Source organism: Streptomyces sp. NPDC097595, assembly GCF_044761525.1.
Classification (GTDB): domain Bacteria; phylum Actinomycetota; class Actinomycetes; order Streptomycetales; family Streptomycetaceae; genus Streptomyces; species Streptomyces drozdowiczii_A.
Map to the genome: position 1 here is coordinate 15,541 of NZ_JBIWCN010000013.1, position 24,265 is coordinate 39,805.

Annotated in this window: 16 protein-coding genes; 6 read left to right on the plus strand and 10 right to left on the minus strand. The window is 74.6% G+C overall.

Annotated features, from left to right (window positions below; translation table 11 throughout):
- Nucleotides 1-2: 2 nt before the first annotated feature.
- The 6 genes from ACIQZN_RS20665 to ACIQZN_RS20690 form a co-directional block, all read right to left on the minus strand.
- Nucleotides 3-4,799 (minus strand): hypothetical protein, encoded by a 4,797-nt coding sequence (locus ACIQZN_RS20665; RefSeq protein WP_403995711.1) that lies wholly within the window; start codon nucleotides 4,797-4,799, stop codon nucleotides 3-5.
- Nucleotides 4,800-4,856: 57 nt separating this feature from the next.
- Complete coding sequence (locus ACIQZN_RS20670; RefSeq protein WP_403995714.1) at nucleotides 4,857-5,777, minus strand: hypothetical protein; 921 nt, start codon at nucleotides 5,775-5,777, stop codon at nucleotides 4,857-4,859.
- 58 nt (nucleotides 5,778-5,835) lie between these two features.
- On the minus strand, nucleotides 5,836-7,362 hold the full coding sequence (locus tag ACIQZN_RS20675) for a hypothetical protein (protein WP_403995717.1): 1,527 nt from the start codon (nucleotides 7,360-7,362) through the stop codon (nucleotides 5,836-5,838).
- Between the two features lie 70 nt (nucleotides 7,363-7,432).
- Entirely contained in the window at nucleotides 7,433-11,062 is a 3,630-nt protein-coding gene (locus ACIQZN_RS20680) for a hydantoinase B/oxoprolinase family protein (RefSeq protein ID WP_403995720.1), read from the minus strand.
- Between the two features lie 100 nt (nucleotides 11,063-11,162).
- Nucleotides 11,163-12,584: a HEAT repeat domain-containing protein gene (locus ACIQZN_RS20685; protein WP_403995723.1), complete on the minus strand. Its 1,422-nt coding sequence runs from the start codon at nucleotides 12,582-12,584 to the stop codon at nucleotides 11,163-11,165.
- Between the two features lie 234 nt (nucleotides 12,585-12,818).
- Nucleotides 12,819-13,211: an ankyrin repeat domain-containing protein gene (locus ACIQZN_RS20690; protein WP_403995726.1), complete on the minus strand. Its 393-nt coding sequence runs from the start codon at nucleotides 13,209-13,211 to the stop codon at nucleotides 12,819-12,821.
- Nucleotides 13,212-13,454: 243 nt separating this feature from the next.
- Here ACIQZN_RS20690 and ACIQZN_RS20695 point away from each other — a divergent pair, with 243 nt between their 5' ends.
- Together ACIQZN_RS20695 and ACIQZN_RS20700 are read left to right on the plus strand one after the other, a co-directional pair.
- Complete coding sequence (locus ACIQZN_RS20695; protein WP_018103962.1) at nucleotides 13,455-13,649, plus strand: hypothetical protein; 195 nt, start codon at nucleotides 13,455-13,457, stop codon at nucleotides 13,647-13,649.
- A gap of 37 nt (nucleotides 13,650-13,686) precedes the next feature.
- Nucleotides 13,687-15,276, plus strand: coding sequence for a hypothetical protein (locus tag ACIQZN_RS20700; protein ID WP_403995729.1), 1,590 nt, complete (start codon nucleotides 13,687-13,689; stop codon nucleotides 15,274-15,276).
- Nucleotides 15,277-15,414: 138 nt separating this feature from the next.
- Here the strand turns inward: ACIQZN_RS20700 and ACIQZN_RS20705 are convergent, their stop codons facing one another.
- Nucleotides 15,415-16,914: a PLP-dependent aminotransferase family protein gene (locus tag ACIQZN_RS20705; protein WP_403995732.1), complete on the minus strand. Its 1,500-nt coding sequence runs from the start codon at nucleotides 16,912-16,914 to the stop codon at nucleotides 15,415-15,417.
- 102 nt (nucleotides 16,915-17,016) lie between these two features.
- On the opposite strand from ACIQZN_RS20705, the gene ACIQZN_RS20710 reads away from it, so the two are divergent.
- The 4 genes from ACIQZN_RS20710 (at nucleotide 17,017) to ACIQZN_RS20725 (ending at nucleotide 20,515) form a co-directional block, all read left to right on the plus strand.
- Entirely contained in the window at nucleotides 17,017-17,679 is a 663-nt protein-coding gene (locus tag ACIQZN_RS20710; protein WP_403995735.1) for a YitT family protein, read from the plus strand.
- Nucleotides 17,676-18,440, plus strand: coding sequence for a glycerophosphodiester phosphodiesterase (locus ACIQZN_RS20715; RefSeq protein WP_403995738.1), 765 nt, complete (start codon nucleotides 17,676-17,678; stop codon nucleotides 18,438-18,440). Before ACIQZN_RS20710 ends, ACIQZN_RS20715 begins: the two co-directional genes overlap by 4 nt.
- Before the next feature lie 49 nt (nucleotides 18,441-18,489).
- Nucleotides 18,490-19,866, plus strand: coding sequence for an MFS transporter (locus tag ACIQZN_RS20720; RefSeq protein ID WP_403995741.1), 1,377 nt, complete (start codon nucleotides 18,490-18,492; stop codon nucleotides 19,864-19,866).
- Between the two features lie 274 nt (nucleotides 19,867-20,140).
- Nucleotides 20,141-20,515: an RNA polymerase-binding protein RbpA gene (locus ACIQZN_RS20725; protein ID WP_003959706.1), complete on the plus strand. Its 375-nt coding sequence runs from the start codon at nucleotides 20,141-20,143 to the stop codon at nucleotides 20,513-20,515.
- A gap of 142 nt (nucleotides 20,516-20,657) precedes the next feature.
- Here the strand turns inward: ACIQZN_RS20725 and fxsA are convergent, their stop codons facing one another.
- The 3 genes from fxsA to ACIQZN_RS20740 form a co-directional block, all read right to left on the minus strand.
- Nucleotides 20,658-21,236, minus strand: a complete 579-nt coding sequence (gene fxsA / locus ACIQZN_RS20730; RefSeq protein ID WP_403995744.1) for an FxsA family membrane protein — start codon at nucleotides 21,234-21,236, stop codon at nucleotides 20,658-20,660.
- A 55-nt stretch (nucleotides 21,237-21,291) separates the two neighbouring features.
- A complete protein-coding gene (locus ACIQZN_RS20735; RefSeq protein WP_391263635.1) occupies nucleotides 21,292-22,059 on the minus strand; it encodes a glycosyltransferase in 768 nt (255 codons plus the stop codon).
- Between the two features lie 527 nt (nucleotides 22,060-22,586).
- On the minus strand, nucleotides 22,587-24,227 hold the full coding sequence (locus ACIQZN_RS20740) for an amidohydrolase (protein WP_403995748.1): 1,641 nt from the start codon (nucleotides 24,225-24,227) through the stop codon (nucleotides 22,587-22,589).
- Between the last annotated feature and the right edge of the window lie 38 nt (nucleotides 24,228-24,265).

Here is a 24,265-nt window from a genome sequence, read left to right on the forward strand (position 1 = left end):
GCCTACGGTGTCCGGGTCCCCTCGACGGTTTCGGACGCGTCCGGGGTCCTCGGCGCCGGGGCGCCGCGCTTGAACATGCGGGTCGCGGTGATCTCGCCGTGCACCGTCTCGCTGCCGGGGTCCTGCTGCGGCAGCCCGGGGCGCAGGTGCTCCTCGACGCTGATGTACTTCAGCCCGGCGCGCAGGTCCGCGTCGTTGCGCAGCCGGATGACGAGCGGGAATTCCGCGAGGGCCGTCGTGTCGAACAGGCCGGTCGTGTACAGCAGTTGTACGCCGAGCGCGTCGGCCACCGCGCGCTGGAGCTCCAACAGATAGGTGGCGTTGGCCCGGCCGATCGGATTGTCCAGGAACAGCGTGCCCGCGTGCCGGTGCTCCGCGCGGTCGCGCCCCCGGTCGTTGCTGCGGAGGGCGGCCATCGTGCAGTACAGGGCGATGGCGGCGGTGAGCAGCTGGCCGCCGGAGAAGACGTCGCCCATCTGCCCGACCGGCACCCGCTCGGCGCGCAGCACGGCGTCCGGCTTCAGGATCTCCACGGCGATGCCCTTGGGTTCCAGGGCCGCCTGCACCCCGCGCAGCAGCAGGGACATGCCGTCCCGGCGCAGGTCGGAGTTCTTCCGGAGGGCCGCCCTCGTCGCCTCGTCGATGACCTCGCCGAGCCGTTCGGTGAGGGTGGCCTGGTCGGGCTCCTCGAAGCGGATACGGAGGAATTCCTGCCCGGACCACTCCCCCAGGCCCTCGGGGAGCCGGGAGAGCCGCTGGGCGGAGCGGAGCGTGGTGAGCGCGGACTCCACCAGGCCGCGCAGCCGGTCCACGATGGAGTCGCGGTTGCGCTCCAGCTGGGCCAGCTCGTCGGTGAGGACGCGCAGCCGGGGCGCGAAGGCGGCGGCCCACTTCGCGGCGTGCTCGGGGAGCGCGGCGGCGGGCAGTTCGCGGATCTGCTGCCGGGCCGGGGTGCGCACCTGCTCGTAGCGGGTGGAGTTGGCGTGCCGTACGAGGACGTCGCTCGCCTCCCGGACGGCCGCTTCGGCGGCGGAGAGGTCGGCGGCGCAGCCGCGCAGCGAGCGGCGGGCCTCGGCGGCGGACTGCCGGGCCTCCTCCAGGCTGCCCGGGTACGGCTCGGGCTCCTCCGAGTCGTCCTCGGCGCCGTGGTCCCTGAGCAGGTCGCGCAGCAGGGCGGCCGTCTCGTCGAAGCCGCCCGCCGCGTCCTCGGAGGCGCGGTGGGCGTGCAGCAGCTCGGCGTGGGCGGCCCGGGCGGTGTCCAGCGCGGCGGTGGCGGCGGCCAGCTCGGCGGTGGCGGTACGCAGCAGGGCCTGGGCCTGTTCGGCGTCGGCGGGCACCTGGCCGTCGGGCAGCTCGGTGTGCAGGCTCTCGCCGTCTGCGGGGGCCAGGCGTTCGGCCTCGCCGCGCAGCCGGCCCAGCTGCTCGCTGGCGGCGGAGGCCCGGGTCTCCAGGAGCTGGACGAGGGATTCGGCGCGAGCGGCCGCGGCCTGCCGGGACGGGCCGTCGGCGCCGTCGGTGCCCTCCAGGAGCTGGGCGGCCCGGGTGCGGACCTTGTTGGTGAGGCGGTCCAGCTCGGCGAGGGCGGCGCTCTCGTCGCTCTCGGCGCGGGCCTGCTCGGCGCGCAGGTCGGCGCCGACGCCCACCTTCTCGTACAGCTGGGACGCCGCCCGGTACGCCTCGCGCAGGGCGGGCAGCGCCTGGCGGGGGGCGTCCTCGCCGAGGTCGGGGAGGTGTTCGGGGGCGCCGGCGATCTCGGCGCGTTCGGCGCGCAGGGCGCGGGCGGTGCGGCGGGCGTCGTCGGCGGCGCGCTGGGCGGCGCGGCGGTCCTCATCGGCGGCCCGGGCGCGCTCCAGGAAGACGGTGGCGCGGGCCTCGCTCTCCGCCGCCTCGTCGGTCAGCTCGCGCAGCTTGGCCTGCCAGCCCGCCCGTTCGCGCAGCCGGAAGGCGAGTCCGGCGAGCGCGTCGGCGGCCCGGCGGGCGCGCTGGGCGGCCTCCTGGCGCTCCTCGCGGACGCGGGCGGTGTCGGCAGCGGCCTCGTCGGCCTCGGCACGGACCGTGCGGGCCTCGGCGAGGACGGCCTCGGCGGTCTCGGCGGCGGTGCGGGCGGTGCGGGCTCCCTCGGCGAGCTCGGCGAGCATGCCGGGCGGGCAGTCGGCGCGCCAGGAGCCGATGCGGGCGGCGAGCGCGCGGTCGGCGCCGAGGCGGGCGGCGAGCACCCGGATGTCCTCGTCCCGGGCCGCGGCCCGGCTGCGCAGGGCCTGGCGCTCCTCGTCGGCGGCGTGCTCGTCGTGCATGGCCGGGTTCGGCGGTACGAGGAAGACGCCTTCGCCGGGGCCGGACGCGCCGGTGCCGGGCACGGGGGCGAGGAGGGCGGCGGCAGTGCCGACGGCGACGGCGGACCGGGGCAGCAGGGCGGCGGCGCCGAGGACGTCGCGGGCGCGGGCGTGCGCGTCGGGGTCGGTGATGACGACGCCGTCCACGAGCTCGGGCCGGGCGGCGAGGACGGCCGCGTGGTCGGCGGGGTCGACGGCCTGGGCGAGGTAGCGCCAGCCGGGGAGGGCGGGGATGCCCTGTTCGCCGAGGTATTCGACGGTGGCCAGGACGTCGGGGCTCGGCGGGAGGAGGCCGCCGTCGCCGAGCGCGCCGAGGATGCGGGCGTCGTCGGCGGCCGCCGTGCGCAGTTCGAACAGGCGCCGTTCGGCGGAGGTGACGCTCTGGTCGAGCAGGTCGCGCAGCTCGTCGGCGCTGCGGTCGAACTCGTCGGCGGTGAGGGCCGGTCCGGCGGGCCCGGGAAGGGCTGCGGTGGCGGCGGGCGCGCCGTGCGGGGCGGGCTCGGCTCCGTCCGGGGCGGCCGGTGCGGGGGCCTGCCCCTCGTCGTGCCCGTGCTGGGCGTCAGTGGTCCGGCCGGTCCCGGCTGCGGCCTGGCGGGGGCGGGGCACCGCGCCGGTCCGGTCGGCGGACAGCCCGAGCAGTTCGGCGAGGCGGGGTTCGGCGGCGATCGAGTCGGCGGCCCTCAGCTCCGCCTCGTACGCCTGCTCGGCGGCGCGGGCGGCGTCGGCGGCGCGGGCGGCGGCCAGCTCGGCGCGGGCCTCGTCCGCGGTGGCCTGGCGGGCCCGGTCGGCGGCGGCTCCGGCAGCCTCGCGGGCGGTGTCCCAGGCGGCGACGGCGGCCTGTTCGGCGTCGTTGGCGGCGAGGGCGGCCCTCGCCGGGTCGGCGTGCGGCGCGGTGTCGTCCAGCCAGCCGGCCCGGACGGCTTCGGCGGTCTCCTGCTCGACCTCGGCGAGGCGCTGGCGGAGGTGGCCGGCCTCGCTGCGGGCGCGCTGGGCCTCGGTGGCGGCGGTGGTGGCGTCCCGGTGCGCGGCCTCGCCGGCGCTCTGGAGGGTGTCGGAGCGCTCCTCCTCCTCGTTGGCCCGGCTCTCGCCCGCCTCGGCGGCGGTGTGCAGGGCCCGTACGAGGTCGGCGGCGGCGCTCGCGCGGGCGGCGAGGGCGGGGGCGGCGTCGCGCTCGGCCTCCCGGATCGCGACGGCGACGCGGGCGGAGCGGTCGGCGGCTGCGCGGTGGCGCAGGACGGCCTCGGCGGCCTGCCAGGCGGAGTGCAGGGTGCGCGCGTCGCCCAGTTCGCGGCGCTGGGCGGCGGCGCTCTTCTCGGCGGCGGTGAGCGCCAGCGAGGCGTGCCGGTACGCGAGTTCGGCGGCGATCAGGGCGCGCCGGCCGCGGGTCTCCTCGGCGCCGGTGACGGTGTGGGCGGCGGCGGTGACCTGCTGGGCGAGCTCGGCGGCCCGGCCGCGCTCGTCGCCGGCGCGGGCGGAGAGGCGGCGGGCGAGGGTGCGGGTGCGGCGCTCGGATCCGGCGTGGATGTCGCGGGTGCGGGCGCGAGTCCCGGCGGCCTCGACGATGCGGCCGAGGAGGTCGACGGAGCCGGCGGTGAAGTCGCGTTCGGCGGTGAGTTCGGCGCGGCGGCCGAGCTTGTTGCCGAAGCCGCTGACGAGGTCGGCGAGGCCGTCCGTGTCGCGGGTGTCGGTGACGGCGCGCAGCAGCAGGTCGGTGAAGTCGGAGTCCTTCTTGACCGCGAAGAGACCGGCCGCCTCGCCCTCGTCCGCGTTCATCTCGCGCTGGTAGCGGAAGAGTTCGGGGTCGAGGCCCAGGTCGCCCAGGTGCTCGTTCCAGCGGTCGTGGATCTCCTCCCAGTGCACATCGAGGTGCTGGTAGAACTTCCCGGCCTCGGTGAGCGCGTCGCGGAAGCCCTTCATGGTGCGGCGCCTGCCACGGGCGCCGGAGACGCCCTCGGCGGGGCGGCCGACGGCGGTGGACTCGGCGACGGGCAGCGAGTCCAGGCCGAGCCCGGGGCCGGGCCGGAACGAGTACCACGCCTCGGCGAACTTCCGGGGGTCGTTGGAGACCTGGCGTCCGCGCCACTCGCTGACCTTGCCGACGACCACGCATTCGCCGGTCAGGGTGTGCTGCCACTCCAGGGCGACGTGCCCGCAGTCGTCGGCGAGCAGGAACTTGCGCAGCACGCCGGAGCTGGCGCCGCCGAGGGTGTTGCGGTGGCCCGGGAGCATCACCGAGAAGATCAGCTTCAGCAGGACGGACTTGCCGCCGCCGTTCTCCAGGAAGAGGACGCCCGCGGGGGCGGGGCGGCGCGGCGGGCCGACCGGCTCGTCCTCGAAGAACTCCGCCTGCGCCGGGGCGGGGCGGGGCACGGGCTCGCCGACTCCGCGCAGGTCGAGCACGGTGTCGGCGTAGCGTGCGCCGGCCGGTCCGATGGAGTAGAGGCGGACCCGGGACAGCTCGTACATGGCGGCGGACTCTCGTCGTTCTGGGAGCGGGGGGAGGGCGTCGGTGACGGGCGGCGGTCAGCCGTGGAACGGCAGGCCCGCGTCGGCCACCAGTTCCAGGTCGTCGGGGTCCGGGGGCGGCAGCAGTGTGGCGCTTCCGTCGGTGACGGGGACGACGCCCAGGTCGAGGAGCTCGGCCATGGCGGCGCTGCCGGCCATGTCGCGGACCTGGAGCTGGTAGCGGGCGGTGGTGCGGTACGTGCCTCCGGCGTCGTCGCCGGTGCGCTGGAGGAAGCCGGAGTCGGTGAGGAAGGCGGCGGCCTTGCCGATGATGCCGGTGGTGGATCCGGCGAGCCGGCGGGCGTCCTTGGTGGCGCCGGTGGCGCTGCGCCGGGCGTAGACGCGCCAGCCGGCCTCCAGCCCCGGGGCGTCGCTGGCCGGGTCGGTGTTGTCGCCCTGCTCCTCGGCGCGCTGCTCCAGCCGGTCGCAGGCCTGGCGTACGAAGGCGTCCACACCGTTGACCGTGATCCGGCCGATGTAGGCGTCGTCGGCCAGGTCCTCGGGGCGCGGGAAGGCCATGGCGGCGACGGCGAGGTGGGCGAGGCCGTGCAGGAAGCGGTCGGCGCTGTCCGAGGAGGCGCGGCGCGCGTAGTCGCCCATGCGGACCGCGAAGACGGAGTCCTCGCCCGCCGTGACGGCCATGCCGGCCCGGGGGGACACCTCCAGGACGATGAGGCCGAGGCCGGTGGCTACGGCGTCGGCGAGCCGGGCGAAGGCGGGGTCGTCCCGGTAGCGGCGCAGCAGTTCGGCGTACTCGGCGTCGCGGGCGGGGAGCAGCTTGGGCTGGAGGCCGAAGGCGACGAGCCGGGCGGCGTCGGCCACGTCCGCCGGGGTGACGGCGGCCGGCGCGGACGCCGGGCGGTCGGGCTCGTAGGCGGGGGCGGGCCGGTCGGCGGGCTCGCTCCACGCGTCGGCGTGCTCTGCGCGGTGGTCGCTCACGACACGGGCTCCTCGGTGCGGAAGGTGTTGCGGAAGGGGGTACGGGGGCCGGGGGCTGTCACGGCGCCTCCGTGCGGTCGGCCGCCATGCCGGCGGCGTCGAGCAGGGCCGTGCCGACGATCAGGTCGGCGCCGCCGAACTCCTCGTCCTCCAGCGGGGTGCCGTCGTCCACGGAGAACAGCAGGCGGCGCTCGCCCTGGCGGTAGGCGGTGCCGACCGGGGGGCTCGCGGCGTGCACGGCGAGCAGGGCGACCAGGTAGGGCAGGTCCGGGTCGCGGCGGCGGGCGTCGGCGAGGAGGCCGGAGAGCCGGCGCGGCGCGTCGTGCTCCAGGTCGAGCAGCTCCATCGCGGCGGTCAGCTGCTCCTCGCTGAAGCGGCTGTCGTCGGGGGTGGCGATCAGGTCCGGCTCGGGCATCTCGGCGCCGAGGTGTTCGCGGGCCGGGGGCGGGCTGAGGAGCAGGTCGACCAGGTCGCCCACCCGGACGGAGACCGGGGTGCGCAGGCCGGTGCCGTGGGCGAAGAAGGCGTCGGTGGCGCGGCTCGCCTGCTCGACCGGGAGCGGCAGCAGCGGGCCGAGGAGCTGCCCGTACAGGTCGAGTCCGGTGCGGGCGGCGGGGGCGGCGAACGCCTGGCGGTCCTGCTCGGCGCGGAAGAGCGGGCCGGCCTCGAGGAGCCGGGACTGGAGCTGGGTGTGGCGGCGGATGCAGTCCTTGACGATGTCGACCAGCTCGGCGGCGCGGCGCTTGTGCTCGGGGTCCTCGGCCTCGTCGCGGGCCTTGCGGATGTTGGTCAGGATCGCGTTCTCGTGGCGGTAGCGGTCGGCGACGTGGTCCAGGGCCTCGGCGATCATGTCGGGCACGGCGTTGAGCCAGTCGACCGCGCGGACGTTGCGCCGGGTGGCGTCGAGGGTCTTGCGCAGCGTCTCCGCGTACTGCACGGTCCGGTAGCGGGCCTGTTCGGCGGCGAGCTGGGCGTCGGCCAGGCGGCCCCGGCTGATCAGGACCTCCAGCTTGACCTCGGCGGCGATCTGGGCGCTGGTGACGTCCGTGTCGAGGGCGCCGACCAGGACGTTGACCGCCTCGTCGGTGGCCCTCAGATAGACGCTGCCGCCGTGCCCGGGGACCTCCTCGATCAGCTTGAAGTCGTAGTCGCGGCGGACGTAGGCGCCGTCGGGCCCGAAGGTGCCGTAGACCGCGCGGAATCCGCGGTCCACACTGCCGACGTTGATCAGGTTCTCCAGGACCCAGCGGGCGACCCGTTCGTGCTCGGCGGCGGGGCGGGTGGGGGCCTGGGCGGCGACGCGCGGGAGGAGCCTGGTCACTATCTGGTCGTGGTCCGCGCCCGTGTCGAAGTCCATGTTGAGCGTGACGTGGTCGATCGCGGCGAGGGCGACCTCGGCCATCGCGTAACCGCTGTACTCACCGGCGAGGTTCGCCTTGCGCACGTCCAGGTCGTGCAGCGGCGCGGTGCAGGCGAGCGCGCGCAGCCGCCGGGACAGCCCCTCGTCGGCGGCCGGGCCCGGTGCGGGCCGCGGCCCCGCGCTGAGCTGGGGCGCAGCGTTGTCCGTGTAGGCAGGCGAAGTCACGGTGCACAGATTAGGTCCTCGCACCGACAACGGTCGAAACGGCGCAGAAGGGCCGCTCCCGGCGGACCGGTCAGGCCCCCGCGTTCTCCCCGTCCCGGTTCCCGTAACCCCCGCCCCCGGGCGTACGCAGCACCAGTACGTCGCCCGGTGCGGCGTCCGCGCTGTCGCAGGCGGCCAGCTCGGTGCGGCCGCCGTCGGCGCGTTCGATGTGCTGGCTGCCGAGGGCGCCGGGTCCGCCGCCCGCCATGCCGTACGGGGGCACGCGGCGGTGTCCGGTGAGCAGGGCCAGGGTGACCGGTTCGAGGAAGCGGATGCGGCGCTCGACCCCGCGGCCGCCCCGGTGCCGGCCCGTTCCCCCGCTGCCCTCGCGCACCCGGAAGCTCTCCAGCAGGACCGGGTAGCGCCACTCCAGGATCTCGGGGTCGGTGAGCCGGGAGTTGGTCATATGGGTCTGGACCGCGTCGGTGCCGTCGAAGTCCTCGCCCGCGCCGGAGCCGCTGGCGACGGTCTCGTAGTACTGCACGCGGTCGTTGCCGAAGGTCAGGTTGTTCATGGTGCCGGAGCCCTCGGCCTGGACGCCCAGGGCCGCGTACAGCGCGCCGGTCACCGCCTGCGAGGTCTCGACGTTGCCGGCGACGGTGGCGGCGGGCGGGACGGGCGCGAGCATGGAGCCCTCGGGGATGCGGATCTCCAGCGGGTTCAGGCAGCCGCTGTTGAGCGGGATGTCGTCGGCGACCAGGGTGCGGAAGACGTACAGCACGGCGGCCATGACCACGGATTTCGGGGCGTTGAAGTTGCCCGGCTGCTGCGGGGACGTACCGGTGAAGTCGATGACGGCGGCGCGGGCCTCGCGGTCGACGGTGACGGTCACCTCGATGACGGCTCCGTTGTCCGTCTCGTAGCGGTAGTGGCCGTCGTCGAGCCCGGCGATGATGCGGCGCACCGACTCCTCGGCGTTGTCCTGCACATGACCCATGTAGGCGTCCACGACCTCGGTGCCGAACTGGTCGGTCACGGCGCGCAGTTCGGCGATCCCCTTCTCGTTGGCGGCGATCTGGGCGCGCAGGTCGGCGAGGTTGGTGTCGGGGTCGCGGGAGGGGTACGGGGCGGTGGTGAGGTGGTCGCGGGTGGCGTCCTCGCGGAAGGCGCCGTCCCGGACCAGGAGCCAGTTGTCGAAGAGGACGCCCTCCTCGTCCACGGTCCGGCTGAAGGCGGGCATGGAGCCGGGGGTGATGCCGCCGATCTCGGCGTGGTGGCCGCGCGAGGCCACCAGGAAGCGCAGCACCGACCCGTCGCCGGTCGTGTCGAACACGGGGGTCACGACGGTCACGTCGGGCAGGTGGGTGCCGCCGTGGTACGGGTCGTTGATGGCGTAGACGTCGCCGGGGCGCAGGGTGCCGGCGTTGCGCCGGAGCACTTCCTTGATCGACTCGCCCATGGAGCCGAGGTGGACGGGGATGTGGGGCGCGTTGGCGATCAGGTTGCCGTCGGCGTCGAACAGGGCGCAGGAGAAGTCGAGGCGCTCCTTGATGTTGACGGAGCGGGCGGTGTTCTCCAGGGTCACGCCCATCTGCTCGGCGATGGACATGAAGAGGTTGTTGAAGACCTCCAGCATCACCGGGTCGACCTGGGTGCCGACGGCCTGCCGGGCGGGGCGCGGGCGGGCGCGGGTGAGGACGAGGTGGCCGGTGGCGGCGAGTTCGGCCTGCCAGCCGGGGTCCACGACGGTGGTGGCGTCGGCCTCCGCGATGACGGCGGGGCCGGTGACGACGTCGGTGGCCCTCAGATCGTCCCGGCGGTGGAGCGGGGCCTCCTGCCAGTGCCCCTCCGCGAACATGCGGGCGGTGTCGTGGGGGCGGGGTGTCGTGGGGGCGCCCGTGTCCCGCCCGGCCGGCCGGATCTCGGCGTGGCCGCCGGCGGTCCCGGTGGCCTCGACGGAGACCGTCTCCACGACGAGCCCGCGGTCGGCCGTGAAGCCGTAGCGGGCGCGGTGCTCGCGGGTGAAGGCGTCGGTCATGGCGGCGGCCGTGTCCAGGGCGACGGGCAGGCTCGCGTCGGTGCCCTCGTACCGCAGCAGGACCCGGGCGCGGGTGGTGATGGCGTCGGCGGGCACTCCGTCGGCGCGCAGGTCGTCGCCGGTACGGGCGGCGAGCTCGTCGCAGAGCTCCCGCACCCGGGCCTCGGATTCCGTGTCCAGGCCGGCTTCGAAGGACTGCTCGCGCATGGCGGTGGCGTCGGCGAGCCCGATGCCGTACGCGGAGAGCACCCCGGCCAGCGGCGGGACGAGGACGGTGTCGATGCCGAGGGCGTCGGCTACGGCGCAGACGGCCTGGCCGCCGGCGCCGCCGAAGCCGGTGAGGGCGTAGCGGGTGATGTCGTGGCCGCGCTGTACGGAGATCTTCTTGACGGCGTTGGCCATGGAGAGGACCGCGATCTCCAGGAAGCCGGCCGCGGTCTCGGCCGCCGTCCGCTTGGTGCCGGTGGCCCGGGCGACCTCCTCGGCCAGTTCCTCGAAGCGCTCGCGCACGATGTCCGCGTCGAGCGGCTGGTCGCCGTCCGGCCCGAAGACGGCGGGGAAGTGGGCGGGGCGGATGCGGCCCAGCATGACCTGGGCGTCGGTGACGGTCAGCGGGCCGCCCCGGCGGTAGCAGGCGGGGCCGGGGACCGCGCCGGCGGAGTCGGGGCCGACCCGGTAGCGCCGGCCGTCGAAGTGCAGGACGGAGCCGCCGCCGGCCGCGACGGTGTGGATGTTCATCATGGGGACGCGCATCCGGGCGCCGGCGACCTCGGTGCCCAGTTCGCGTTCGAACTCGCCCGCGTAGTGCGAGACGTCGGTGGAGGTGCCGCCCATGTCGAAGCCGATGACCCGGTCGTGGCCGGCCTGGGCGGAGGTGCGGACCATGCCGACGACCCCGCCGGCGGGCCCGGACAGCACGGCGTCCTTGCCTCGGAAGTGGGCGGCCTCGCGCAGGCCGCCGTTGGACTGCATGAACATGAGCCTGATGCCGGGGAGTTCGGCGGCGACCGAGTCGACGTACCGGCGCAGGATCGGTGAGAGGTAGGCGTCCACGACGGTGGTGTCACCACGCGGGACGAGCTTGATCAGCGGGCTGACCTCGTGGGAGCAGCTGATCTGGGTGAAGCCGGCGGCCCTGGCCTCGTCGGCGACCGCCTGCTCGTGGACCGGGTGGCGGTAGCCGTGCATCAGGACGACGGCCGCGCTGGACAGCCCGTCTGCGCGGGCCTCGCGGAGCAGGCGGGCGACTTCGTCGCGGTCGAGCGGGGTGAGGGCGCGGCCGTGGGCGTCGATGCGCTCGGGGACCTCGATGACCCGGTCGTAGACGGCTTCCGGGAGCAGGATGCGGCGGTCGAAGAGACGGGGGCGGTTCTGGTACGCGATGCGCAGGGCGTCCCGGAAGCCTTCGGTGATGACCAGGACGGTCGGTTCGCCGCGCCGCTCCAGCAGGGCGTTGGTGGCGACGGTGGTGCCCATCTTGACGGCGGCCACCCGCTCGGCGGGGACCGGCTCACCGGGTCCGAGCCCGAGCATCAGCCGGATGCCGGCGACGGCGGCGTCGCGGTAGCGGTCCGGGTCGTGCGAGAGGAGTTTGCGGGTGACGAGCTGTCCGTCGGGGCGCCTCCCCACCACGTCGGTGAAGGTGCCGCCACGGTCGATCCAGAACTCCCAGCGCCCGGTCATGCCCCCATACTGGCCCGCCGTCCGGTGATCGCAGAACAGGGCGGGGAGCGGCGCGCCCCCGACGCGCTGCACTCCTGGGTACCGCGGGGTGTTCCGCCGGTCAGACCGCCGGGGCGTCCGGGCCGATCCTGCTGCGTACCGCCGACTGGACCTCGGCCTCCTCGGCGGGGTCGGCGGCCAGCCGGCGCAGCCGTTCGGCGACGCGCAGGTCACCGGTCTCGGCGTGGCGGGCGGCGACCTCGCGGGTCGTCTCCTCGCAGTCCCACAGGCACTCGACGGCGAACCCGGTGGCGAAGGACGGGTCGGTGGCCGCGAGGGCCCGGGCGGTCCGGCCGCGCAGCTGCGAGGAGGACGTCTCCCGGTAGATGTGGCGCAGTACGGGTGCGGCGCAGGCGATGCCGAGGCGGCCGGCGCCGTCCACGAGCGCCCACAGCCGTGGCGCGTCCGGCCCGTCGCCGCGTACGGCGTCGCGCAGTGAGCCGAGCACCGCCGGCGCGTCCTGCGGGCCGCCGCGTCCGGCCAGCACGCCGGCGGCGGAGGCCCCGAGCGCGTCGGGCCTGCGGGCCCAGCGGCGGGCGCGCTCCACGGCGTCCTCGCCGCACATCCGCTCGAAGGCGGCGACGGCGGCGTCGGCGACGGTGCCCCGGGGTTCGGTGGCGGCGGCCTCGATCAGGTCGAGCACGACAGGGTCGCGGACCTCGGCGGCCAGATAGTGGAGGGCGGCGCAGCGGGCGGCGTCGGGTCCGCTGCGGGCGGCGGCGACGATGTGGGCCCGGTCCTCGGGGCCCGCGACGGCGGCGAGGCAGCGGGCGGCGGGCACGTGCAGCACGCTGCCGCGCTCCAGACCCTGCTGGGCCCAGTCGAAGACCGCCTGGACGCTCCAGCCGGGCCGGGGGCCGCCGGGGCGCATCTGGCGTTGCCAGCGGTCGAAGGACCCCTGTTCGGACGCGGCCCGGACGCGGGCGCCGACCGCCTCGCGCGGGTCGTCGGCCCACAGCCGCCAGGGGCGGGGCTCGTAGGCGTCCCGCACGGTCGCGGCGAGTTCGGCGCGGCCCTCGGGGTCGTCGGGGAAGCGGGTGAGCACGGGCTCGGCGAGGGAGCGGAGTCCGGCGTCGTCGTCGCGCAGGGCCAGCTCGTCCAGGGCCCAGGCCCAGTTGGAGCCGGTCGCGGCGTAGCGCCGCAGCAGGGCGAGGGCGTCGCCGCGCCCGTAGGAGGCGAGGTGGCCGAGGACGGACAGGGCGAGGCCGGTCCGCGCGTCCTCGGTGTCGAGGTGGTCCTCGGGGTCCGTCAGATGCCGCTCGATCTCCTCGATACCGCCGTCGAGGTCGAGGTAGAGGCGCGCGTAGTACAGGGAGCGGTTCTCCACCTGCCAGTCGTGGCGCGGGTCGCTCAGGACGCAGTGGTTGAGGGCCGCCAGGGCCTCGGAGCGCGGTGCGGCGAGCGCGTGGAGCGTGCCGTCGCCGCGGCCTCTCTGGAGCAGGCCGAGCAGGGTGCCGCTCGGCGCTATGAACGGATCGAACATGGGGAAAGCCTCACATCAAGCTGTCGACACAACCGGGACTGTGCAGTTCCACGTGCTCCGGGACGAGCACTGGGGCGAGCCCTAGGCCGCGCAGCAACATGATTCGCCGACCGCCGTCTTCTGCCTGGTGTAGAGCATCTTCCTCTGCCTCTCGTCGGGTGGCCCGGATCGGGCCCGCGACGTCATGATGACCCAGCCATTTCGCCACCGCGACCACATTTACGACGTACCCGTTCAGCGGGCGCCGAAGAGTTCCAGCAGGTCGTCCTTGCCGAACATGCGTGCGGTGTCGACCGCGGAGGGCGTTCCGGCGGCCGGATCGGCGCCCGCGTCGAGGAGGGCGCGGATCACCGCTTCCTCGCCCTTGAAGACGGCTCCGGCGAGGGGGGTCTGGCCCCGGTCGTTGGCCCGGCCCGGGTCGGCGCCACGGGAGGCGAGGGCGGCGACCGCGGGGGCGTGCCCGTGGTAGGCGGCGAGCATCAGCAGCGAGTCGCCCCGGTCGTTGGTGAGGTTGGCGGGCACCCCGGCGTCCACATAGGCCGCGAGGGCGTCGGCGTCGCCGGCGCGTGCCAGGTCGAACACCTTGGAGGCCAGCTCCACGACCTCGGGATCGGGGGCGTCGCTCATCGGGGTACCGCCTTCCTTGACCGCTCGGGCCGCCAGCGGCGGCCGGGACGTGCACGGCGGGGGCCGTGCGAGTGAACCGACAGGGTACTGCCCGGGCGACTACATGATCAGGTCCGGGCTTCCCCTCCGCCGATCGAGTGGATAATCACCCTTTTCACCCAATTGCGCCTTTTATCCTACGGATACTTGGGGTGAGCCTGGAAGGACTCATGGTGACCGTCCCCTCCAACCAGGAGAACACTCATGATCCTTTCCATGTCCGGCGTCGTCATCCTCGGCATCATCGTCTTCCTGTTCTTCAGGAAGGACGGCCTCAAGGCGTCGCACGCCCTTGTCACCGCCCTGTTCGGCTTCTACCTGGCCGGGACCGCCATCGCACCGAGCATCACCGCGGGCGGAGCGAGCCTGGCCGGACTCCTGGGCGGGATCAAGTTCTGACCCTCCGCCTCCGCACCGACCCCTTCAGGAGACAGACGTGGCCAGGCGACCACTCCCCCGCATTCTGAGCAGCGGCAGCGCTTCGATCACTCGCAGTCGAGAGTTCGCGCGCACGGCCGCCGACAGCGCCACCGACGTGCTCCATCCGCTGATCACGCTGACGCGCGGTCTGCGGCTGCTGGCCGGCGCAGGACGGCAGAAGTGGGCCGCGACACCCAAGGACCGGCGTGGCCCCACGCTGTTCCTCGTCGCGGCCTGCGTACTCGTGGTCGCGCTCATCCCGTACGGGCCGGTGCTGGCCCTCGTCACGGTGATGGGCGCAGCCGCATGGACGGGACGCGACCGCACCCCCGTCAGGACCGGCCCCGACGAGGCGGAGACCGCGCGGCTGCGCTCCCTGTACGAAGCCCTCGTGCCGTACTTCTCGACGGCCGAGGACCCCGAGCCGCTGTTCAGCCACGGCGGCGACTGGGAGAAGGTCTTCAGCGGTTACGAGTTCGACGGCGACGGCCGCGTCTCGCGCCTCCAGGTCGCCTATCCCGCGTACTTCACCGACAGCGAGCCCGAGTCCCGGGCCCGGATCGAACAGCTGCTGCACGCCAAGTCGGGCCGCGGCCGGGAGTACCGGTTCGGCTGGGACGAGGAGGGCAACCGGCTCGTGATGAGCGTCCTGGACGCCCTGCCGACCTCGCTCACCGCCCAGCGCTTCGTCACCGCCCCCGGCGAGACCGTCCTCGGCTTCACGGACGAGGACGCCGTACGGCGCACCCTCCCGGTGAGCGACGGCACCGGCACCCGGGACGCGCCCGGCGTCGTCTGGCGCACCGGCCCCCGCTCCACCGAACCGCACCTGCTCGTCGCCGGGCAGCCCGGCAGCGGCACCACCACCCTGCTGCGGTCCATCGCCCTCCAGGCGCTCCAGCAGGGCGACATCCTCATCGTGGAGGGCAGCGGCACCGGCGAGTACGCCTGCTTCACCGGCCGCGAAGGCGTCCTGGCCGTCGAATGCGGGCCCGCCGGGGCGCTCTCCACGCTGGAGTGGGCGGCCAACGAGACGGAGCGCCGGCTGATCGAGGCGAACCGCGCCCGGCAGGCCGGGGACCCGGTCCCCGAGGACCTGACGCGGCCGCTCTGGATCCTGCTGGACCGGCCGAGCGCGCTCGCCCGGCCGGCCGGCGACGGCACGCCCGACGCGCAGGAACTGCTCCAGATCCCGCTGCGGCACGGCCGGGCCGCCCATGTCGTCGTGGTGCTGGCCGAGGCGTTCGACCACCTCGACGGCCTCGGCGAGACGGTACGGACGCACACCAGGGCCCGGGTGGTCCTCGGCGAGTGCACCGCCGAGCAGGTCGAGTCGGTGCTCGGCACCGCACCGCACACCACCCCGCCGCCGGACGCCCCGGCCGGGCGCGGCTACGCCCGGTTCGGCGCCGGTCCGGTCCTGCGCATCCAGGTCCCGGCCACGCCCGACCCGTACGACGACGCCACCAGCGAGGCGCAGCGCGCGGCGGTGCTCAGCCTGCTGCCGGAGCGGCGCACGGCGGTGGAGGCGGGGGCGCCGGAACCGGCGCCGGCCGAGGCCGTGGAGGCGCCGGTCGCGCTGGAGGCCGTGGCCGTCGGCGACTGAACGCGTGACGGCGACGGAGGAGGGCCCGGCGGCGCGCCGGGCCCTCCTCGGCGCTCAGGGGCTGTCCCGCCGCCGGGCTGGGGCCCCTCCGTCGTCACGCCGAGGCTGTCCCGCCGCCGGGCTCGGGGCCCCCGTGGCTCACGCCACGAACGTACGCGGTGCCTCCACGCCCGCCCCGCCCCCGGCGCCGACCAGCCGGGCCGCCTGGGCCAGCCGCTGGGCCGCCTCGTCCGCGACCGGGCCGCCGACCGTGAACGGCAGCCGTACGTAGCCCTCGAAGGCGCCGCCGACCCCGAACCGGGGCCCGGATGGCACGCGGACCCCGACCCCTTCGCCGGCGACCGCGAGCCGGGAGCCGGAGAGGCCGCCGGTGCGCACCCAGAGCGTGAGCCCGCCGTCGGGCACGGAGAACTCCCACTCCGGCAGTTCCCGGCGCACGGCGGTCACCAGGGCGTCGCGGTTCTCGCGGGCCTGTTCCCGGCGCAGCCGCACGGCCTCCTGCCAGCCGCCGGTGCGCATCAGCCAGTTCACCGCGAGCTGTTCGAGGACGGGGGTGCCCATGTCGGCGTAGGCGCGGGCGGCGACCAGGCTGCGGATGACGTCGGGCGCGGCCCGTACCCAGCCGATCCGCATGCCGGCCCAGAACGCCTTGCTGGCCGACCCCACGGTCAGGACCGTGCTGCCCGCCGGGTCGAACGCGCAGACCGGGCGCGGCATCGTCATGTCCTCGTCGAGATGAAGCTCCCGCATCGTCTCGTCCACGACCAGCACCGTGCCCGCCGAGCGGGCGGCGTCCACCAGCGCCCGGCGGCGCTCCTCGTCGGCCAGCGCGCCGGTCGGGTTGTGGAAGTCCGCGACGACGTATCCGAGCCGGGGCGCGGCGTCCCGCAGGACCTGGCGCCACCGGTTCAGGTCCCAGCCGGCGAGCCCCTCCTCCATCGGTACGGGGACCAGCCGGGCGCCCGCCTCGCGCATCAGCTGGAGGATGTTGGCGTAGCTCGGGGCCTCCACCGCGATGCGCTCGCCGCGCCCGGCGAAGAGGTGGCAGATGGCGTCGATGGCGCCCATCGCACCGGTGGTGACCATGATCTGCTCGGGCATGGTCGGGATGCCGTCGGCGGTGTAGCGGTCGGCGATCATCTGACGCAGGGCGGGCAGCCCGGCGGGGTAGTCGCCGTGCGTGTGGGCGTACGGGGGGAGCTCCTCCAGGGCGCCCTGGACGGCCCGGGTCAGCCAGGGCTCGGGGGCCGGGAGCGAGGCGCAGCCCAGGTCGATCATCGAGCCCAGGGCCTCGGGCGGCAGGGGTTCCAGGCCTCGGGAGGGCAGCGGGCTGCCGGCCGGGACCGCTGTCCAGCTGCCGGCGCCGCGCCGGGACTCCAGGAAGCCCTCGGCCCGCAGCGCCTCGTAGGCGGTGGCGACCGTGGTCCGGCTGACGGCGAGGGCGAGGGCCAGCTCCCGTTCGGCGGGGAGGCGGGCGGCGACCGCGACCCGGCCCTCCAGGACGAGCAGCCGGATACCGTCGGCGAGGGCGCGGTAGGCGGGCGGGCGGCGGCTGCCGGGGCCGGCCGGCCGCTGCTGCTGGGCCTGGAGCTGCCGGGCCAGCTGGGCCGCACCGACCGCCGAAGTCCACTGCGCCATGAGAATCAGTCCACCTTCCTCGGATTGGCCATGGTTGGCGGCCAATCCCCTGCCACAGAGTGACACGGAGCAGTCCAACACCACCACACCAGGGGGCACCCCTTGTCCGACACCCTCGTCCCGCAAGGGGCGCACCTCACCCGTCGGCTGGTCCAGCTGTACGCGGGGCTCGCGCTGTACGGGGCGAGCTCGGCGCTCCTGGTCGTCGCCGGTCTCGGTCTGGAGCCGTGGGGTGTGCTGCACCAGGGCCTCGCCGAGCGCACCGGGATCAGCATCGGGGTGGTCTCGATCATCATCGGGGCGGTCGTGCTGCTGCTGTGGATCCCGCTGCGGCAGCGGCCGGGCCTGGGCACGGTGTCCAATGTGTTCGCCGTGGGCCTCGCGATGGACGGCACGCTCGCCCTGGTCCCCGAGGTGCACGGCTTGGCGGCGCGGGCCGGGGTGATGGCGGCGGGGATCGTGCTGAACGGTGTGGCGACGGGCCTCTACATCAGCGCCCGGTTCGGCCCCGGCCCCCGGGACGGCCTGATGACCGGGCTGCACCGGCGGACCGGCCGGTCGATCCGGCTGGTCCGCACGGCGATCGAGATCGGGGTCGTGGTCACCGGATTCCTGCTGGGCGGCTCCCTCGGCGTCGGCACGGTCCTGTACGCCCTGGCCATCGGCCCGCTCGCCCAGGTCTTCCTGCGGGTCTTCGCGATCCCCGGGGAAAGCGCCCCCTCGGCCGGGACGCCCGCGGCCCGGCGGTCCATACTGCGGCGGTGACCTCCGAACGCCACCCCTATCTGGACCACCCCGCTCCGCTCGCCTTCGCCCACCGGGGCGGGGCGGCGGACGGCGCCGAGAACACGGCCGCCGCCTTCCGCCGGGCCGCCGACGCCGGGTACCGCTACTTCGAGACCGATGTGCACGCCTCGGCGGACGGCCGGCTGGTCGCCTTCCACGACGCCACGCTGGACCGGGTGACGGACGCCCGGGGCCGCCTGGCGGAGCTGCCGTGGAGCGAGATAGGCCGGGCCAGGGTCGCCGGGCGCGAGCCGCTGCCGCTGTTCGAGGAGCTGCTGGAGACCTTCCCCGGGGCCCGGTGGAACGTGGACGTCAAGGCGGAGGCCGCCCTCGAACCACTCCTGGAGCTGATCCGGGCGACGAACGCCTGGGACCGGGTCTGCGTCGGCTCGTTCTCCGAGGCCCGGGTCGCCCGGGCGCACCGACTGGCGGGCCCGCACCTGGCCACCTCGTACGGCGTGCGCGGGGTGCTCGGCCTGCGGCTGCGCTCGTACGGCATCCCGGCCGCGCTGCGCGCCGGGGCTGTGTGCGCACAGGTGCCGGAGAGCCAGAACGGCATCCGGGTGGTCGACCGCCGCTTCGTGCGCGAGGCCCACGCGCGAGGGCTCCAGGTGCATGTGTGGACGGTGAACGAACCGGAGCGGATGGCCGCGCTCCTGGACCTCGGGGTGGATGGCATCATGACCGATCACATCGAGACGCTGCGCACGGTACTGCGCGAGCGGGGGGCCTGGGCCTGATCCGCCGCCGGCCGGCCGTTGTCTTCACGGGGAGATTCCAGGGGGCGCCATGACGGCCGAGACCGCAGACACCGCCGAGCCGGCCGAGGGCACGGCCGGCCCGGACGACCCGGCCGCCCGGCGCAGGGAGCAGCGCGGCTGGTACTTCTACGACTTCGCGTGCTCCGTCTACTCCACCAGCGTCGTCACGGTCTTCCTCGGCCCCTATCTGACCTCGGTCGCCAAGGCCGCCGCGGACCCCGACGGCTTCGTCCACCCGCTCGGCATCCCGGTGCGCGCCGGGTCGCTGTTCGCGTACGCGGTGTCGGCCTCGCTCGTCCTGGCGATCGTCCTGATGCCCGTGGTGGGCGCGGCAGCCGACCGTACGGGCCGCAAGAAGCCGCTCCTCGCGGCGACGGCGTACACCGGGGCCGCGGCGACGACCGCGATGTTCTTCCTGGACGGGGACCGCTATCTGCTGGGCGCCTTCCTGCTCATCGTGGCGAACGCCGCGACGGCGGTGGCGATGATGGTCTACAACTCCTACCTGCCGCAGATCGCGGAGCCCGAGGAGCGCGACGACGTCTCCTCGCGCGGGTGGGCCTTCGGGTACACCTCCGGGGCACTGGTCCTCGTACTGAATCTGATCCTGTACTCGGGCCACGGCTCCTTCGGCCTCTCCGAGTCCCAGGCGGTGCGGATCTGCCTGGCGTCGGCGGGCCTCTGGTGGGGCGTCTTCACCGTCATCCCGCTGCGCCGGCTGCGCGACCGCCGGGTGACGCCGGGCGGCCGGGGTGCGGCGACGGGCTCGGGGTGGCGGCAGCTGCGGGCCACGCTGGCGGACATGCGCCGCCATCCGCTGACCCTGTCCTTCCTGCTCGCCTACCTCGTCTACAACGACGGCGTGCAGACCGTGATCTCGCAGGCGTCGGTGTACGGCTCCGAGGAACTGGGCCTCGGCCAGTCGACGCTGATCACGGCGGTGCTGCTGGTGCAGGTGCTCGCGGTGGCCGGGGCGCTGGCGATGGGCCGAATGGCCCGGGTGTACGGCGCGAAGCGCACGATCCTGGGCTCGCTCGTCGTGTGGACGCTGATCCTGGTCGCCGGCTACTTCCTGCCCGCCGGATCGCCCGTCTACTTCTACGTACTGGCGGCGGCGATCGGCCTGGTGCTGGGCGGCAGCCAGGCGCTGTCCCGCTCCCTGTTCTCGCATCTGGTGCCGCGCGGCAAGGAGGCGGAGTACTTCTCGGCGTACGAGATGAGCGACCGGGGCCTGAGCTGGCTGGGGCCCCTGGTGTTCGGTCTCGCCTACCAGCTGACCGGCAGCTACCGGGACGCGATCATCTCGCTGGTGGTCTTCTTCGTCGTGGGCTCGGTCCTGCTCGCGCGGGTCCCGCTCAGGCGTGCGGTGGCCGCGGCGGGAAACCCCGTACCGGAGCGGATTTAGACGTTGAAGTAAAAGGCCGGTAGTGTACGCCTTTGGCCTGCCCCGGGTGACCGTTACGGCGAGTGGAACTTCGCGAACCGTTGGGTGACAACTTCCGTCAAAGGTGACAAACCGGGTATGGGCGGGTACTTGAACCCTGGGAAACCTGAAAATCAGCGGTTCGACGGGCGACGCATGACCGGCAACGGGAATCTTTGCCGCCGACCGGACGTTGACCGATTGACGACGACAGCGACACCTGTCCTGTGGGCGACAAGCCCGGGAGGCACGATTCATGAGTGAGCGAGCTCTCCGCGGCACGCGACTCGTGGTTACCAGCTACGAGACGGACCGCGGCATCGATCTGGCCCCGCGCCAGGCGGTGGAGTACGCATGCCAGAACGGACATCGATTCGAGATGCCGTTCTCGGTAGAGGCGGAAATTCCGCCGGAGTGGGAGTGCAAGGCGTGTGGCGCCCAGGCACTCCTGGTGGACGGGGATGGCCCCGAGGAGAAGAAGGGCAAGCCCGCACGTACGCACTGGGACATGCTCATGGAGCGGCGTACGCGCGAGGAGCTGGAGGAGGTGCTGGCCGAGCGGCTGGCCGTCCTGCGCTCCGGGGCGATGAATATCGCCGTGCATCCTCGGGACAGCAGGAAGTCTGCGTGACCCGCTAGCACGGTTCCGCGGCAGGCCGCGGGTTCGGTACGCAATGCGTGCCGGGCCCGCGGCTTTGTCGTGTCCGGCGCGGGCCGTCCCGGCCGGGGTCAGGGATTGTCCTCAATCGCCGGACGGGCTTGAGATCGCGGGGTCACCGCGTCAGCGGCGGGCGCGGCTCGTCGTCCGGGCCGGAGGGCTCGTCGCGGATGACCTCGCCCTGGACGACCTTGCCGTCGGGACGGTGGATGCGGGCCTGCTGGAAGGCGTCCGAGAAGCCGCCGGGGGCGGCCGTCCGCATGCGGCGGTCCAGCGAGCGTTCCGCGTAACGGCTGAGTGCCGTGCGCACCGGCGGGACCAGGAGCAGCAGCCCGGCCACGTCCGAGATCAGACCGGGGATCATGATCAGCAGCCCGCCGAGCATCAGGAAGCCGTTGCCCCGGCCGCTCTCGGGGGTGGCCGGCGAGGAGCCGTCCGCGCCCGGCCGGCCCGGCACCCGCTGAAGCGTCTCCGTGAGATTGCGGAAGGCCCGGCGGCCCGCGCTCTTGATCACCGCGGCGCCGAGCACGATCCCGGCGGCCAGCAGGATCAGGACGGTCAGCCCGCCCGCGGCGTCCGCCACCAGGATCAGCAGCCAGATCTCCAGCACCGCCCAGGCGGCGACGGCGAGAGGTACGAGGGTCCGGGCGCGCGAGCGCCTGCGGGCGGTCGGAGGCGGTGTGCCGGTCGTCATGCCCCCAGTGTGCCTGGAGACACATCCGTACGCCGTAAGAGGGTGCCGGTCCGGCTCAGGGGGTGCGGCGGCCCAGCACCTTGTTCGTCCGGCTGGTGACGCCCCAGGCGGTCACCCGCCACAGCGCCTCGACCAGGATGTCCTTGCTCATCTTGGAGTCGCCGACCTCGCGGTCCACGAAGGTGATCGGCACCTCGACCACATGGAAGCCGGCCTCGATCGCGCGGCGGGCCAGGTCGACCTGGAAGCAGTAGCCCTGCGAGGCGACCGCGTCGAGGCCGATGCCCTTCAGGGTCTCGGCGCGGAAGGCCCGGTAGCCGCCGGTGACGTCCCGGGTCCGCAGGCCCAGCATGAGACGGGAGTACGTGCTGCCGCCGCGCGAGATGAACTCGCGGGACTTGGGCCAGTTCACCACCCGGCCGCCGGGCACCCAGCGGGAGCCGAGGACCAGGTCCGCGCCCTTGAGCGCGGTGAGCAGCCGGGGCAGCTCCTCGGGCTGGTGGGAGCCGTCGGCGTCCATCTCGACCAGGACGCCGTAGTCGTGGTCCATGCCCCAGCGGAAGCCGGCGAGATAGGCCGCGCCGAGCCCTTCCTTGCCCTTGCGGTGCAGGACGTGGACGTGGTCGTCCTCCGCGGCCAGCTCGTCGGCGAGCTTGCCCGTGCCGTCGGGGCTGTTGTCGTCGGCGACGAGGATGTGGGCCTCCGGCACGGCGGCGCGCACCCGGCTCACGATCGGCTTGATGTTCTCGGCCTCGTCATAGGTCGGAATGATCACCAAGACACTGCCGAGCGGGCCGAATTGCCGCTGACCGCCGTCGTTCACTTACTGCCCCTCACGTCCGTACGCAGGTGCACACCATATCGAGCGCGGCGGCGCGGAATGCCGACCCGGTCGGGGTGGCGCGGGAGCCGCGGCGGACAGAAGAGCGGAATCGGGGACAGAAGTGCGGATCGGGGCCCGGTGTCCTTCGGGCCGACCTGGGACCCGCTGGCTGCGGGTCGACCTAGAGCCGTTGTCTACTGAACGTCCGGGCCCCACCCGGGTCGCACCCTCCGTCCGGCTGAAACCTTCCCTCGCCCCCGAGGCGCGGGCGCTGAACCTGGCTGTCAGTGGCGGTGCGCCGGTGCGGCACACCACCCCGTGACCCAGCGGCGTTCGACGACTGCGTGGAGGTTTCACCGGTCGGACGTCCTGTGGTGGACTCGGCCGAACCTACCGGCCGATGGCCGCATTCTGTCAATACTTGGCTGACCTGCATCGATTACGGAAATTGCCTGGTCAGTCCCGAAGATCCCCAGGTAGCGGAAGAGCCGGCCCGCCTTCGATCGGCGGACCGGAATGTCCGCACGTCACTCGTTCGGCCTTACGTAGACAGTTTGTCCGAGGACCACGGTGCGCAGGCAGACCGGCAGGTCGGCGCCGGGCCGGAGGTCGGGCAGCCCCGGCGTCCCGGACCGGGGGTCGGTCGACCAGCGCGCCACCCGGTCGTCCGGTGCCTGGACCACCAGCTCGTCGGTGCGCCAGACCGCGTAGTCGGCCGGGGCGCCGGGCACCAGGGTCCCCGCGTCGTCCCGCCCCAGGGCCCGCCAGCCGCCCCGGGTGTGCGCGGTGAAGGCGGCCCGGACGGAGACGCGGTGCTCCAGCGTCCGGTGGAAGGCGGCGGCCCGTACGGTCCCCCACGGGTCCAGCGGGGTCACCGGGCTGTCCGAGCCGAAGGCGAGCGGCACACCGGCCCGCAGCAGCGCCGCGTACGGGTTGAGGGTGGCGGCCCGGCCGACGCCGAGGCGCTGGGCGTACATGCCCTCCTCGCCGCCCCACGCGGCGTCGAAGGCGGGCTGGACGGAGGCGGTGAGGCCCAGCTCCGCGAAGGCGGCGACGGTCTCCGGGGTGAGCATCTCCGCATGCTCGACGCGATGCCGGGCAGCCCGCACCCGGGCGAGGCCCACCTTCTCGGCCGCGGCCCTGATGCCCTGCACGACCGCCGAGAGCGCCGCGTCCCCGATGGCGTGGAAGCCCGCCTGGAGCCCCGCCTCGGTGCAGGCGGCGACGTGGGCGGCGATCCGGGCGGCGTCCAGGTGGGCGGTGCCGGTGTGCGGGGCGTCCGCGTACGGCTCGTGCAGGCAGGCGGTGTGCGAGCCGAGCGAGCCGTCCACGAAGAGGTCGCCGGCCGCGCCGACGGCGCCGAGTTCGCGGATGCGCCGGGCGTCCTTCTCGTCGGCCACCTCCTGGGCCCAGTAGCCGAAGACCCGGGGCCCGGGCTGCTCGGCGGCCACCTTCAGGAGCCCGGTGAAATCGTCCTCGTCGGAGATGTCGGGGCCGCCGCACTCGTGGAGAGAGCCGATACCGAGGGAGGCGGCGTGGCGCAGCGCGGCGCGCTGTGCGGTGGCGCGCTGGGCGGGCGTGACGGCGTCGTGGGCGGCCGCGCGCACGGCGTGGTGGGCGGCGGCGGTCAGCGGGCCCTCGGGGTCGTATCCGGGCATCGTGGTGACGCCGGGGACGAGGTCGAGCAGGGCGGTGCTCACGACGGCGGAGTGCACGTCGACCCGGGGCAGGTAGACGGCCCGGCCGGCCGCCGCCTCGTCCAGCTCGGCGCGGGAGGGCGGGCGCTGCTCGGGCCAGCGGGTGGCGTCCCAGCCGTGGCCGAGGACGACCCGGTCGGCGGGGTGGGCGGTGACGTGGGCGCGGACGCGGGCGAGTGCGTCGCCGAGGGTGCGGGCGCCGGAGAGGTCGAGGCCGGTGAGGGCCAGACCGGTGGAGGTGGTGTGGACGTGGGCGTCGGTGAACGCGGGGGTGACCAGCGCCCCGTCGAGGTCGATCACCTCGTCGACGCCGCTCGCGAAGGCGTCGGCGGCGCCTTCGGAGCCCACCCAGGCGACGTGGCCCCGTTCGACCACCATGGCGGTGGCGAAGGGGTCGGCGGGGCTGTGGACGTCTCCACCGCGCAGCAGCACGGTGCGGTGTTCGCTCTGGGGGGCGGTGCTCTCGGTCATGGGCACCAGTCTCCCGCCTGCGCGCACCCACCCCGTGC